The organism is Flavobacterium ardleyense, assembly GCF_042686085.1.
Lineage (GTDB): Bacteria > Bacteroidota > Bacteroidia > Flavobacteriales > Flavobacteriaceae > Flavobacterium > Flavobacterium ardleyense.
In genome coordinates this window covers 311,392-324,605 of record NZ_JBHUOL010000022.1, presented here as the reverse complement: position 1 = coordinate 324,605, position 13,214 = coordinate 311,392, and the positions used below count along the sequence as shown (strand labels likewise).

Here is a 13,214-nt window from a genome sequence, read left to right as displayed (position 1 = left end):
AACTATCTTTGCAGTATGGAAGAAAACACTACACGAATTAACAAATACTTATCCGAAACGGGTTTTTGTTCTCGTAGAGAAGCTGATAGACTAATTGACCAAGGAAGAGTAACTATTAACGGAACTGTTCCTGAAATGGGGACGAAAGTAGGTCCCAATGACGAAGTTCGTGTGAATGGTGTTTTAGTAACTGAAAGAAATGAGAAACCAATATACTTAGCTTTTCACAAACCAGTGGGAATTGAATGTACCACTAATCCGCTTATTCGTGAAAACATAGTAGATTACATCAATTATCCTGAGCGCATTTTCCCTATTGGGCGATTAGACAAGGATAGTGAAGGTTTAATATTCATGACAAATGATGGTGATATTGTAAACAAAATTCTTCGTGCCAGAAACAACAACGAAAAAGAATATATTGTAACGGTTAACCGAGCAATTACTGACCGATTTATTCAACGAATGGGTAATGGAATTCCAATTTTGGAAACTATTACAAAAAATTGTAAAGTAGAACAAGTTAGTAAATTTGTGTTTCGCATTATCTTAACGCAAGGTCTTAACCGCCAAATTCGTAGAATGTGTGAATATTTAGATTACGAAGTTACTGCGCTAAAACGTACACGAATTATAAATGTGCCATTAGACGTGCAAGAAGGTAAATATCGCAACTTAACTGAAGAAGAGCTAACGGAATTAAACCGATTAATTGCACCTTCAAGCAGTACAGAAGAAGCTAGTTTACCAAGTGCAAAAGCAAAATTTACAGGAAAACGAAATTACGGCGAACGTAATAGATAGTGAAAAAACAAAAACCTCGTTATAATACGAGGTTTTTTTATGGTTTAATTATATTTTAAAGATTCACTTCCATGACGTAATCATCCATTATGTACTTATTCCCGATGTCAATTACTTCTTCTTTAGTAATTTTTAATCCTAGTTTAGTATAGAAATATTGCGCTTTGTTGTATTTATTTACGTTTAAGAAGATGGCTTTTTGATGCTGTTCTTTTGCTTTATTTTTTACAAATTCAAAAAGTTGCTTCCCCACTCCACTTCCTTGCGTTTCTGGCAAAACATAAATTTTATGTATTTTTGTTTTATTAGGCTCACAGTTGATTTCGTAAGCTACAAAACCAATATAATCTTGTTGCATATCCTGCGCCAAATAAAATTGTTGCCCTTTTTCGGCTTGCAGTTGCAAAGTATCCAAATTATAAAAGCGTTCCAACATATAAGTTAGTTGTTCTTTTGAAAGGATTTCTCCGTAAGCTGTAGGCCAAATTGCATACGCTAATTCTTTTACTACTTCGAGTTGGGCTCGATTACATTTTATTATTTCCATACATTATATTCTAACGGCTAAATTAAAAACAAAAAGGGTCAATCTCTAAGATTGACCCTTTTTTTAATAGAAATAAGTGAATTTATTAGTACTTTGAATTTACCTGAAATATTGGCAACTGTTACTTTAAAAATGTAAATAGATCTACAGACAATTTTATTAAATTTAGCCTTTGAAAGACCAAGTGCTTTAACCTATAAGTTATATTAAAAATTCAATCCTTTATTTATCCATTTCCGAATACTATAATTTAAATTTTACTGTATTTCTAAGCATTTCAGATTTTCATTCCATGGAATATCCAACGAATTACCTAATTTCCTAACAAGCACTTCATTTGAAAGAGATACCAGCCAATATCCTTCGGTATTTTTAAACAAATAATAATTTGATGGATATTGGCTGTCTTGACTACACCCTTGTCGATATCCTGCGAAAACTGCTAAAAGAACTGTATCCTTATTTTTAAGAATACGGACTTTACCGCAATATATATTGGTAGCATCTTTTAAAAATTCATTAAAAATAGTAGTTGTATTGGTATCAATTCCTTTTAAAATAATTAGTCCTTTTTCAATATCATAATAAAAAACATGATTTTTATCTTTGTAGTAGTAATAATTTAATTGCACAAAACTTGAAGCATCAGCTCTAGTTTCCTTATTATCCCAATATATTTTATTACCTTTTTTGATAAGCAAATCATCAAACTTTTTTTCTACCAAAGTTCTTTGCAACATATTTTTGCTGAGTACTAATCTATTTTCTTTAGCTAATTTCAATTGTTCTTTTGTCAAATTTTCATAAAGAATTTTACGCCAAGGATCGTACGCTTGATTCTCATAAATAATATAACTTGAATCATCGGTAATGAAAGTATTTTCACTAGTTACCTTATTTTTATAGTTAAATGGAAATTTCACATTGATAACATCGTCCAGTTTTTCAACCCATTCTCTTTCATAAATTCCATTTTTATCATAACAAAAATCAGAATGTGGTAACATTCCAAAAGTCTTAGCATCAAAATTTGGCTCTACATTTCCATCTCTAAAGTATATTTTTAACCCATCCGAAATGTATGCACTATTCACTTGCTCCCAAACCTTTACGTTTTTAAAATTTATAGGTTTAATCGCTAATTTCTCTGTTTCGTAATACACAAAATCCTTATCCATTGTATAACTATCTGAAAAAGCAACTAATGTTTTCACATCCATATTAAGTTTTTGAAAGTCTTTTGAAAGTACATATTTTGATGTTTTAACAATAGATTTGTTTACTGGCATCACTTTTTCATTCTCAAATCTCAATATCTTACCGTCTAAGTAATAATTATATTTATCAAAGCAAGAATTATCACACGATTTAGAAACACTCAAACCATCTGATCCCTCAATTTTTTTATCAAAATAATAAACAAAGTCTTTATCTCTAAAGTAACTACCATTATAACATTCAATAGGTTCAAAACTAGCAACATCTGAAACTATTACTATTTCTGAATTTTTATAGATATTTGTATTAGTTTTCCACAAAACTTCTGTGTTTGTGTAATCATATTTAACACCTATCAACTCAAAACCAGTAGTATCTGTTTTAATAAAATCTCCTCTAAAATAAACGCCATTTTTATCTAATGCAAAAAAGCCGTTTTCATTGCGCTTTGGAAATCTAAAACTAGACATATCTGGAAAGATATATTTTCTAGTAGTACAATTTTCATAAATAACTGATTGTGGATTAACAATGTAAACATCCTCATCCATAAACTCACAATTTGATAAGGGAACTACTAAAGTTGAACTCATTTTTGCATCTTGTGGCACTTCAACTAGTGCATCAACAACTTTCTGTTCTTGCGCACAACTTAAAGATAAGAAAGATGTAAAAACAATAGTTTTTTCATGTTTTATTTTTACGAATTTTCAAGTTAAAAATTTCATAAAGCTCTTAGTTACTCCTATTCGAATTATTCATTCCAAAAACTACTTAGAGAAATATTTTCAAAAGGATATTTCTTTCTTATTGGTTTGCTTATTTTTACTTCTGAAGCGGCATCTTCATTCATAGTATTTATTTCACTTTTGAAGATCTCTTCTTTCGCAAAATCATAATATATCGAAGTTTGACCTCCTGCACCTCTAAAATCACCCTCAGCGTAAGTGAGTAAGAATTCATTTTCCAAATATTTGAAAGTGAAAAATAAATTTCCACCAGGTCCAATACTGTAAAATTGAATATTTAAACCTTCATTCTCAAAATTAATACTTTCTGTGTCAAAAATTTTATAATCGTATTCATTGTATTCGGCAGGAAAAGCAACTTCGGAAATTTTATCTAAACGATATGATTTGTCTGCATTTTGCAAAATTACAATTGCAGGACGTATGCCCATATTATCAGTTTTATGTTTAAATACCAAGAAATAATCTGCCAATCCATCCTTATTAAAATCACCTTCTGCTTGGTGCTGAACCTCATAAAACTTTGAATTTGGAATAAAATCAGAAGGCTTTCGACCTGTTTTTGGATAAACCAAATCATCTTGAACCGCTTCCTCTTCCCACTCCATTTCATCCTCCTCAAAATCATATGATGTATCTTCTTCAAATACTGGTGCACTGCTTTCAATAACTTCTTTTTTATCTTGGCAAGAAAAAAAGCAACTCATTAAAACAAGAAATATAAAATGTTTCATTTAGTAAAGTTAGTTTAAATAGATCGAATTAGTCGTAATGAAAAAAAACTGGAACAACGGTCATTTTAATTTGGCATCATTTTATGAACTTTTTTATTTTTTGTTGGTATTTTGATGAATTAAACTCAATAATAGGTCTTGATCTCCCGTTAAATAGAATCATTGCTGTTCTTTGTGGCAAGCTATCTACTTCGATGTAATAAGTTACTCCTTTTAAATTAAATTTAAAATCTCTGGCATTCGTCTCTGCTATAAAAAACCGATCGGTTGCCGGACCATATTTATTATAAAGTCTATTGGCTGTGTTTTTGTGATTATAAAGTGTTCTATCGTCAACCTCTCTGGTGCCATTCTCTACAAAAAATATCGAGACAGAAGGAGCACTGATTTCAAAACCAAATTTAGTTTTTGTATCTGGACTCACTTTCTGAATATACTTAGAACTACATGAAGAAAGTAATACAAATAGAAGATAAAATTTCGCTATTTTAATTATCATACTTTTGTTTTTTTAAGACAGCGATTTTGATGTCCATAATTTTATAAGCGTATTTAATTAATACTTAAACAAGTGTGATTAAGTTGCCAAGGCATTCCGTTTACCACCTTTCTTTATTTAAAATATAATCGTAAGGAATATGCTGACTAAGCTGGCTTACACACCAAGTATTTGGAGCGTCTTGATATTTTACAAAATCATAAGCTACATCTAGCGGATATTGAATATTGCCAAGATTTCCTCGTTCTTTATTAAAAGCCGAAACCATAGCGGTAACTCGTGCTATTTCAACTTGACCACTTTGTCCATTTTTTTGCAAAGGCGCTTTATAACAAACTCCAATTTTAAAATTCGCGTCGTATTGTTGTAGTAAACTAGCTACATCTTCTTCATAATTATTAATAATAGCTTCCTGAGCTTCTTTATCCGTTGGACTATCGATGGCAAGTACCAATTTTGAAAAATCACGATTTTTATATTCTTGAATTTCTACCAAAACATCTTCCGGAATATACTGTCCGGTTTTTATTGAATGGTTCCACATCTCAATATCTAAAGGGCTCGTTGGAGCGCTAAGCGCAACATCGGTAGCAACATCTTGCGCCATTTCTGCATCTAAAACTTCATTAGTCGAAGAAGAAAAGCTAAAGCCTGAATTTGCTACGAAATGATCAAAGTGATGCTCTACATGGCTAAAACCTATAAAATATTTTAAAAATAAAAATCCTGATAAAATTAAAATAGCAAACAGAACAATTACTTTTCTGCTTTTCGCTATAAAAGATGGCTTTCTAATAAGCTGATTATGATCTAAATTCCTTCTTTGTTCATCAAACAAATCCTGATTATCAAAATTATCGATGCGATTATCTTTGAAAAGGTCTACAATATACGTTGCGGTAGATAAACTTACGTTTCCTTTAAGACTTAAGTATTTTATAGCTTCAGATTTATCTTTCTCATCGAGAAACTTCTTAATCTGTGCCTTATTAATTTCACGCTTATTTACAAGTATTGTCCCTTTCATCGTATGGATTTTGATTATTTATGTTTCTATATTTATAGTATAACGGAAGAATTGCTACTATATGATTAAGACCTATCTCAATTTAAAACACTTTTCTAATAGTTTCCTAAATCTTCTTTTTTTCTATGATATTCTAAAGTAAAAACTTCATTATTTACTTTTTCGCCAAATGCCTCGACCCAATCTCTATAATAGTATTTTGCATGAAGAATATTATTTGTAAGTTCAAATTTAGCAAAAGATTTACCTGTCTCTGGCACGTTTTTTAAGTTGAAATCATTACCAGTTCCATTATCAAATTTACAATCCATTTCCTGACCCCAGATCATTTCGAATTCGGTAGCACTGATTTTCTTAATAGGATAAAAGTAAATACATTGTTCATGGTATTTAAAAATTAAATAGTCATTATCCACAATTAAAGTGACCAATGAATTCTCCCACTTAACAGCTGCTGTACTTTTCTCTTCAACTATATTTGATTTGCTTAAAAACTTAATGTCAGTAATTTTCCAATATGTTTTATCTTTTTCTAAGGTGATTGTGGCGAAAGCTTCCTCTGGTCCTCCATGATTTAAATATACAGTTGCAACGGCACTAAAATCATTAACTTTACTTACATCATTGATAGAAAAACTTTGTGGATTTTCCTGACTACCGATCCAATACATATAGTATAAATCATCACAATATTGATCATACGCATAAGCGTCGGAAGTTTCATAATCCTTAAAATCAAGTGTTGCCAGGAATTCTGAACAGCCTTGTAATCTTTGTTCTTCCTTGGAGATAAACTTTTAGGAAATAGTTCCAAGTTTTCTCAGTGAATTAAAATAAGTTGTGCTATCTAATAAACATTTTCCTTTCTTATCTTTAATAATGGAAATGTACTGCAAGTCATTCGCGAAATACCAGTCATAGAAAGACTCCACGCTCTTTTCAATATCCTTTAATTCGTTGTCAATTTGTATTTCGCCTTTGGGCTCGTCAGTATTTTCTTCTGCATTTGCAACTTTATCACTACAGTAAATAAATAAGACTGAAATTAAAACGAACATAAACAGCTTCTTCATCTATCTTGTATTTTATACATTTTGCTCCGTAAAGATAATTTAGTTTACTATTTAGCTCGTAAATAATTAGTGAAATTTTTAGATTGGTTCTACTATTGCTGCTTATAAAAATTATATCAAATAGCTAAAATTTCTGATTGTCGTCTAAAAAAAATAACCTCACTAAAGAAGTTACTCTTTAAGAGAGGATGAAATAAAAATATTTAAATAATAGTATCTAACCACTTATTCCTTTAATTATCCAGCCATTCTTTTCCTTTCTAACCATAAAGATAAACATATCATCCCAAATGAAATCTTCACTTCTATCTTTTCCTTGTACCAGTTCAAAACCCATGAAAAAGAAATCAGTTTCTGTGGTTTTATAATGATCTGGCAACTTCTGATTAAATTTTTGCTCTAATTCGGCAGGTGTATAAAGATTTATCTGGTACATATCTTTATAGTTTTGAAAGGTCTTACTCTTATCTCGTACAGCCTCTTTATGTGAATCGCATAATTTTACTTTTAAAGGTTTCTTAAGCACAGGCTTTTCAGTACTGAATCGTAAAAGTGAATCGCTCATGGCATCATAGACAACATCGCAATCTTTTGTAAAGTACGATTTTACAATTGTTAACGAGAACTCTTTCGCTTCTTCTTTTAAATCGAACGAACTCTCATCTTCTTGGGTGGAGGAAATTGGAGTCGCTGAGAAGAGCAACGCAATTAGAGAAATTATGTAGTATTTCATTATAATAATTATATTTTTAAATGTAAAAACGTTAGCCGTTTAACTTTTACTTACTTCACGCCTTTGAAGGGCCTTGTGACACCCACACACCTTTGTTTGAATTTTCCTTTTTCAATAACCCAAATTACCGCATAAGAAGCTGACCAATCACTATTGTCAGAGCGAATATATAGTGTTTGCGATTTTTCGTCAAAGTAAGCAACTGTATATTCGATGGTTGGTTCAAATAGATTTTGTATCGCACCTTTAGGCATTACGACTTTGATGCCGTTAATTTTAACTTCTAGCGCGTTATATTCTCTTTTAGGTAAATCACCATCAGTTCCGTAAATTTCTTTACCTTCAATTCGCTCAATAACTCCTTTGTAAATTTCATAATACATTATTGAGTGTTCGCTAGCATTGAATACTTTATCTGAAACAACGATTTCAACATTTCTATTAAAAAGTTTGTATTCATTACTTTTTTCACTGCGTCCTTGGACTTCCTGAAAACTAGTAAAATCTCTCAATCGATCTCTCAAAATGAATCCAGAAATCTCTGCGTCATTCTTTTCATAACGAATAGCAATCCAGAGTCCATCTCTTTCGAAATAGTTAATAACAAATCCGTTATCTAATTTGTCAATAATATTGTCATTGATTAATTGTTTGCTGTTACGCACATGTACAAATCCGTCTTTATCATTAATTATTGCAAAATCTAAGCTCTGTCCGTAGGTATTGAACAGACTTGTGATAAAGGTAAAGAACACTATTAATTTACGCATGGGGCTTTGCAGATTAGTTAGAGTTAAAAGAAATAAATGTAGAACTCCTAAACTAAATTTGCAAATGAAAATCAATTTAATTTAACAAAAATGTTAAAAAAAAGCATTTATACAATGAAAAATTCTCGCATTACACGAGACTTGATAATTTATGCTTGACCTGTAGGACCAAAGTTCAAAGGAATAGTTGGTTGTTCACCTTCTTCTATTTTACCATGAGCTGCTTCAAAACGGTGGATATTTTCGCCTAATGCTTTTAGTAGACGTTTTGCATGTTGAGGGGTTAAAACAATTCTAGATTTAACTTTAGCCTTGGGTACGCCTGGCATTATTGCAACGAAGTCGACAACGAATTCTGAATTTGAATGATTGATTATCGCTAAATTTGAATAAGTTCCTTCAGCCACTTTTTCGTCTAATTCAATATTAATTTGTCCTTGTTGGTTGGTATTTTCCATTTTTATTTGTTTGATTATATTATACACGGAGCTTTTAATTCTTCCTATATAATTCTGTTATGTTGACTTTAAAAACCTTATACAAGAATACGGGTTTTTTTTAATTAAAAAAAACCTAACAGAAAAATCTGTTAGGTTTTTAGATATAGGAATACTAGGAGCTAATTAATAATTAAATTCTTCTTTAGCAGCTACTAATTCATTGTATTCATCTTTAGAACCTACTATCATATTGTCATAATCTCTCATACCTGTTCCGGCTGGGATTCTATGTCCTACAATAACATTTTCTTTTAATCCTTCTAATGTATCGATTTTACCTGCAACTGCAGCTTCGTTTAATACTTTAGTAGTTTCCTGGAACGATGCCGCAGAAATGAATGATTTCGTTTGTAACGATGCTCTCGTAATACCTTGAAGTACTGGAGTAGCAGTAGCTGTAATAACATCACGCGCTTCTACTAAGTTTTTATCATTACGTTTTAATAACGAATTTTCATCTCTTAACTGACGTGGAGAAATAATTTGACCTGCTTTTAAATTCTCAGAGTCACCTTCAGTTTCTACCACTTTCATTCCATATAATTTATCGTTTTCTCTAAGGAAATCACTAGTATGAGCTAATTGATCTTCCAAGAATAAAGTATCTCCTGGATCAACAATTCTTACTTTACGCATCATTTGACGAATTACTACCTCAAAATGTTTGTCGTTGATTTTTACCCCTTGTAAACGGTAAACTTCTTGAATTTCATTAACTAAATACTGTTGAACAGCAGATGGTCCTTGAATTCTCAAAATATCTTCTGGAGTAATTGCACCATCAGAAAGTGGTACACCCGCTTTCACATAGTCATTCTCTTGTACTAATATTTGGTTAGAAAGTTTTACTAAATATTTCTTCACTTCACCAAATTTAGACTCAATAGCAATTTCTCTATTTCCTCTTTTAATTTTTCCGAATGTAACTACACCGTCAATTTCAGACACTACCGCTGGGTTAGATGGATTACGAGCTTCTAATAACTCAGTAATTCTTGGTAAACCTCCTGTAATATCACTCGATTTAGACGAACGACGTGGGATTTTTACTAAAATTTTACCGGCTTTAATTTTCTCGCCATCATCTACCATAAGGTGAGCTCCAACTGGTAAGTTGTATGAACGAATAAGTTCACCATCTTTTCCATAAATCAATAATGTAGGAACTAATTTTTTATTTCTTCCTTCAGAAATTACTTTCTCTTGGAAACCAGTTTGCTCATCGACTTCAACTAAGAACGATTGTCCTTGTTCTAAATCTTCGTAAGCTACCTTACCAGTAAATTCAGAAATAATTACCCCATTATAAGGATCCCATTTACAAATAGTAGTACCTTTTTCAACGATGTCACCATCTTTTACTGAAATACTAGATCCGTAAGGAATATAGTGTGTATTTAAAACAATACCTGTTTTAGGCTCTACTAATTTTAACTCAGTAGAACGAGAGATAACAATATCAACAGAGTTTCCTTCTAAATCTTCACCTTTAACAGTTTTTAAATCTTCTAATTCAAGACGACCTGCAAAACGAGTAACGATACTAGATTCTTCAGAAATACCTCCAGCAACCCCTCCAACGTGGAACGTACGAAGTGTTAACTGTGTACCTGGCTCACCAATTGATTGTGCTGCAATAACACCAACTGCTTCCCCTTTTTGAGTCATATTTCCTGTTGCTAAGTTTCTTCCGTAACATTTAGCACAAATTCCTTTTTTAGCTTCACAAGTTAAAGGCGAACGTACTTCCACTTTTTCAATAGGAGACGCTTGAATTTTCTTAACGATAGCTTCTGTGATTTGCTCTCCAGCTTCAACTAATACTTCGTTGTTTAAAGGATTGATTACATTCTGTAAAGCTACACGTCCAAGGATTCTTTCACCTAATGATTCAACAACCTCTTCGTTTTTCTTTAAAGCTCCAACTTCAATACCTCTTAATGTTCCACAATCTACAGAGTTTACAATTACATCCTGAGATACATCATGTAAACGACGCGTTAAGTAACCAGCATCGGCAGTTTTAAGAGCCGTATCCGCAAGACCTTTACGAGCACCGTGAGTAGAAATAAAGTACTCAAGAATCGAAAGACCTTCCTTAAAGTTAGAAAGAATTGGGTTTTCAATAATTTCACCACCACCAGCAGTAGATTTTTTAGGCTTAGCCATCAAACCACGCATACCAGTTAACTGACGAATTTGTTCTTTAGAACCCCTTGCTCCAGAGTCAAGCATCATGTATACCGAGTTGAAACCTTGTTGGTCTTCACGGATATTTTTCATTGCTAACTCTGTTAATTGAGCATTCGCAGAAGTCCAGATATCAATAACTTGGTTGTAACGTTCGTTATTAGTAATAAGACCCATGTTATAGTTCACAGAAATAGCTTCAACTTGCTCTCTTGCATCTGCAATTAATTGTCCTTTTTGCTCCGGAATTCTAATATCCCCTAACGAGAATGATAAACCTCCACGGAATGCAAATTTATAACCCATATCTTTCATGTCATCCAAGAAAGCTGCAGTCGTAGGTACATCAGTTACAGATAAGATTTTACCAATAATATCACGTAATGATTTCTTAGTTAAAACCTCATTAATATATCCAGCTCCTTCAGGTACTACTTCATTAAATAATACTCTACCAGCAGTTGTTTGGATAATTTTATATACTAATTCTCCATCTTCATTAAAGTCTTTAGCTCTAATTCTTACTCTTGCGTTCAATTCTAATTTCCCTTCATTTAAAGCGATATTAGCTTCTTCAGCAGAATAAAAAGTTAAACCTTCTCCTAAAATTTTGTGTTCTGGAGTTGACAAACGCTCTTTGGTCATATAATAAAGACCAAGAACCATGTCTTGAGAAGGAACAGTAATCGGTGCACCATTCGCAGGGTTCAAGATATTATGAGAAGCCAACATTAATAATTGAGCTTCTAAAATAGCTTCTGGTCCTAAAGGTAAGTGAACTGCCATCTGGTCACCATCAAAATCGGCGTTAAATGCCGTACATACTAATGGGTGTAACTGGATTGCTTTTCCTTCAATTAACTTAGGTTGGAAAGCTTGAATACCTAAACGGTGTAATGTAGGAGCACGGTTAAGTAATACTGGATGTCCTTTAATTACATTTTCAAGGATGTCCCATACAACAGGCTCTTTTTTGTCTATAATTTTCTTAGCCGATTTAACTGTTTTAACAATTCCTCTTTCGATTAATTTACGAATAACGAATGGTTTGTATAGTTCCGCAGCCATATCTTTCGGAATACCACATTCAGATAATTTCAATTCTGGACCAACAACAATTACCGAACGAGCAGAATAATCCACACGTTTTCCAAGTAAGTTTTGACGGAAACGACCTTGTTTACCTTTTAATGAATCTGATAATGATTTTAATGGTCTGTTTGATTCTGTTTTAACAGCAGATGCTTTACGCGTGTTGTCAAATAATGAATCTACAGATTCTTGTAACATACGTTTCTCGTTTCTTAAGATCACTTCTGGAGCTTTGATCTCCACTAATCTTTTTAGACGGTTGTTACGGATGATAACTCTTCTGTATAAATCATTTAAATCTGAAGTTGCAAAACGACCTCCATCAAGCGGCACTAAAGGACGCAATTCTGGTGGAATAACCGGAATAACTTTAAGAATCATCCACTCTGGGCGGTTTTCTCTATTTTTGTTAGACTCACGGAATGCTTCTACAATATTTAAACGTTTTAATGCTTCTGTTTTACGTTGTTTAGATGTTTCGTTATTAGCAGCATGACGAAGACTATAAGACAATTCGTCTAAGTCTGTACGTGCTAATAAATCCATAATACACTCAGCACCCATTTTAGCGATGAATTTATTAGGATCCTTATCATCTAAATATTGATTTTCCATAGGAAGTGTATCTAAAATATTTAAATACTCTTCTTCTGTTAAGAAATCCAATCTTTTTAAAGATTCTCCTTCTGGATTTTGAGCGATACCTGCTTGAATTACTACGTATCTTTCGTAGTAAATAATCATATCTAATTTCTTAGATGGTAACCCTAAAATATATCCAATTTTGTTTGGTAACGAACGGAAATACCAGATATGAGCAATTGGCACCACTAAATTAATGTGACCAACTCTATCTCTACGTACTTTTTTCTCAGTTACTTCAACACCACATCGGTCACAAACGATTCCTTTGTAGCGAATTCTTTTATATTTACCACAAGCACACTCATAATCTTTAACTGGACCGAAAATTCGTTCACAGAAAAGACCATCTCTTTCTGGTTTGTGCGTACGGTAGTTGATTGTCTCAGGTTTTAGAACCTCACCTCTAGACTCACCCAAAATAGATTCTGGAGAAGCTAAACCAATAGTGATTTTATTAAATCTTTTGATTTGCTGCTTGTCTTTACTATTTCTATTGTTATTGTTATTCATCATCGTTTTTACTTTGATTTATTTTGCAATTAAAAATTGTTTGTTTGTTATAGTCAAAAGTCTAAGATTAAAAAGCTAAAAGTCAGTATATGACGCTAAAACTTAATACCATTAAACTTTAAA

At 32.2% G+C, this 13,214-nt stretch carries 12 protein-coding genes; 1 reads left to right on the top strand and 11 read right to left on the bottom strand.

Going from position 1 to position 13,214, the window contains the following annotated elements; all coding sequences use genetic code 11:
• The first annotated feature begins 15 nt into the window (after positions 1–15).
• On the top strand, positions 16–804 hold the full coding sequence (gene rluF, locus ACFSX9_RS15360; RefSeq protein WP_379809265.1) for a 23S rRNA pseudouridine(2604) synthase RluF: 789 nt from the start codon (positions 16–18) through the stop codon (positions 802–804).
• Positions 805–859: 55 nt separating this feature from the next.
• Here the strand turns inward: rluF and ACFSX9_RS15355 are convergent, their stop codons facing one another.
• The 11 genes from ACFSX9_RS15355 to rpoC form a co-directional block, all read right to left on the bottom strand.
• Positions 860–1,351: a GNAT family N-acetyltransferase gene (locus ACFSX9_RS15355; protein WP_379809263.1), complete on the bottom strand. Its 492-nt coding sequence runs from the start codon at positions 1,349–1,351 to the stop codon at positions 860–862.
• Between the two features lie 257 nt (positions 1,352–1,608).
• Positions 1,609–3,162, bottom strand: a complete 1,554-nt coding sequence (locus tag ACFSX9_RS15350; protein WP_379809261.1) for a DKNYY domain-containing protein — start codon at positions 3,160–3,162, stop codon at positions 1,609–1,611.
• Between the two features lie 161 nt (positions 3,163–3,323).
• Positions 3,324–4,052 (bottom strand): hypothetical protein, encoded by a 729-nt coding sequence (locus tag ACFSX9_RS15345; RefSeq protein ID WP_379809259.1) that lies wholly within the window; start codon positions 4,050–4,052, stop codon positions 3,324–3,326.
• Positions 4,053–4,128: 76 nt separating this feature from the next.
• Positions 4,129–4,551, bottom strand: a complete 423-nt coding sequence (locus ACFSX9_RS15340; RefSeq protein ID WP_379809257.1) for a hypothetical protein — start codon at positions 4,549–4,551, stop codon at positions 4,129–4,131.
• A gap of 100 nt (positions 4,552–4,651) precedes the next feature.
• Positions 4,652–5,578 carry a hypothetical protein gene (locus ACFSX9_RS15335; protein WP_379809255.1) on the bottom strand — a complete coding sequence of 309 codons (927 nt, stop codon included), beginning with the start codon at positions 5,576–5,578 and terminating at the stop codon, positions 4,652–4,654.
• A 95-nt stretch (positions 5,579–5,673) separates the two neighbouring features.
• Positions 5,674–6,249 (bottom strand): hypothetical protein, encoded by a 576-nt coding sequence (locus tag ACFSX9_RS15330; RefSeq protein ID WP_379809253.1) that lies wholly within the window; start codon positions 6,247–6,249, stop codon positions 5,674–5,676.
• Positions 6,250–6,375: 126 nt separating this feature from the next.
• Complete coding sequence (locus ACFSX9_RS15325) at positions 6,376–6,651, bottom strand: hypothetical protein (RefSeq protein WP_379809251.1); 276 nt, start codon at positions 6,649–6,651, stop codon at positions 6,376–6,378.
• A 217-nt stretch (positions 6,652–6,868) separates the two neighbouring features.
• Positions 6,869–7,384: a hypothetical protein gene (locus tag ACFSX9_RS15320; RefSeq protein WP_379809249.1), complete on the bottom strand. Its 516-nt coding sequence runs from the start codon at positions 7,382–7,384 to the stop codon at positions 6,869–6,871.
• A gap of 50 nt (positions 7,385–7,434) precedes the next feature.
• Complete coding sequence (locus ACFSX9_RS15315) at positions 7,435–8,154, bottom strand: hypothetical protein (protein WP_379809247.1); 720 nt, start codon at positions 8,152–8,154, stop codon at positions 7,435–7,437.
• Between the two features lie 149 nt (positions 8,155–8,303).
• Positions 8,304–8,612, bottom strand: a complete 309-nt coding sequence (locus ACFSX9_RS15310; protein ID WP_379809245.1) for a DUF3467 domain-containing protein — start codon at positions 8,610–8,612, stop codon at positions 8,304–8,306.
• Between the two features lie 165 nt (positions 8,613–8,777).
• Positions 8,778–13,094, bottom strand: a complete 4,317-nt coding sequence (gene rpoC / locus ACFSX9_RS15305; protein ID WP_379809243.1) for a DNA-directed RNA polymerase subunit beta' — start codon at positions 13,092–13,094, stop codon at positions 8,778–8,780.
• Positions 13,095–13,214: the final 120 nt, after the last annotated feature.

What these genes read in the sequence shown, in the direction of transcription:
- rpoC (WP_379809243.1), bottom strand. Translation starts at nt 13,094, where the DNA reads ATGATGAATAACAATAACAATAGAAATAGTAAAGACAAGCAGCAAATC.
- ACFSX9_RS15310 (WP_379809245.1), bottom strand. Translation starts at nt 8,612, where the DNA reads ATGGAAAATACCAACCAACAAGGACAAATTAATATTGAATTAGACGAA.
- ACFSX9_RS15335 (WP_379809255.1), bottom strand. Translation starts at nt 5,578, where the DNA reads ATGAAAGGGACAATACTTGTAAATAAGCGTGAAATTAATAAGGCACAG.
- ACFSX9_RS15340 (WP_379809257.1), bottom strand. Translation starts at nt 4,551, where the DNA reads ATGATAATTAAAATAGCGAAATTTTATCTTCTATTTGTATTACTTTCT.
- ACFSX9_RS15325 (WP_379809251.1), bottom strand. Translation starts at nt 6,651, where the DNA reads ATGAAGAAGCTGTTTATGTTCGTTTTAATTTCAGTCTTATTTATTTAC.
- ACFSX9_RS15330 (WP_379809253.1), bottom strand. Translation starts at nt 6,249, where the DNA reads ATGTATTGGATCGGTAGTCAGGAAAATCCACAAAGTTTTTCTATCAAT.
- ACFSX9_RS15315 (WP_379809247.1), bottom strand. Translation starts at nt 8,154, where the DNA reads ATGCGTAAATTAATAGTGTTCTTTACCTTTATCACAAGTCTGTTCAAT.
- rluF (WP_379809265.1), top strand. Translation starts at nt 16, where the DNA reads ATGGAAGAAAACACTACACGAATTAACAAATACTTATCCGAAACGGGT.
- ACFSX9_RS15320 (WP_379809249.1), bottom strand. Translation starts at nt 7,384, where the DNA reads ATGAAATACTACATAATTTCTCTAATTGCGTTGCTCTTCTCAGCGACT.
- ACFSX9_RS15345 (WP_379809259.1), bottom strand. Translation starts at nt 4,052, where the DNA reads ATGAAACATTTTATATTTCTTGTTTTAATGAGTTGCTTTTTTTCTTGC.
- ACFSX9_RS15355 (WP_379809263.1), bottom strand. Translation starts at nt 1,351, where the DNA reads ATGGAAATAATAAAATGTAATCGAGCCCAACTCGAAGTAGTAAAAGAA.
- ACFSX9_RS15350 (WP_379809261.1), bottom strand. Translation starts at nt 3,162, where the DNA reads ATGAGTTCAACTTTAGTAGTTCCCTTATCAAATTGTGAGTTTATGGAT.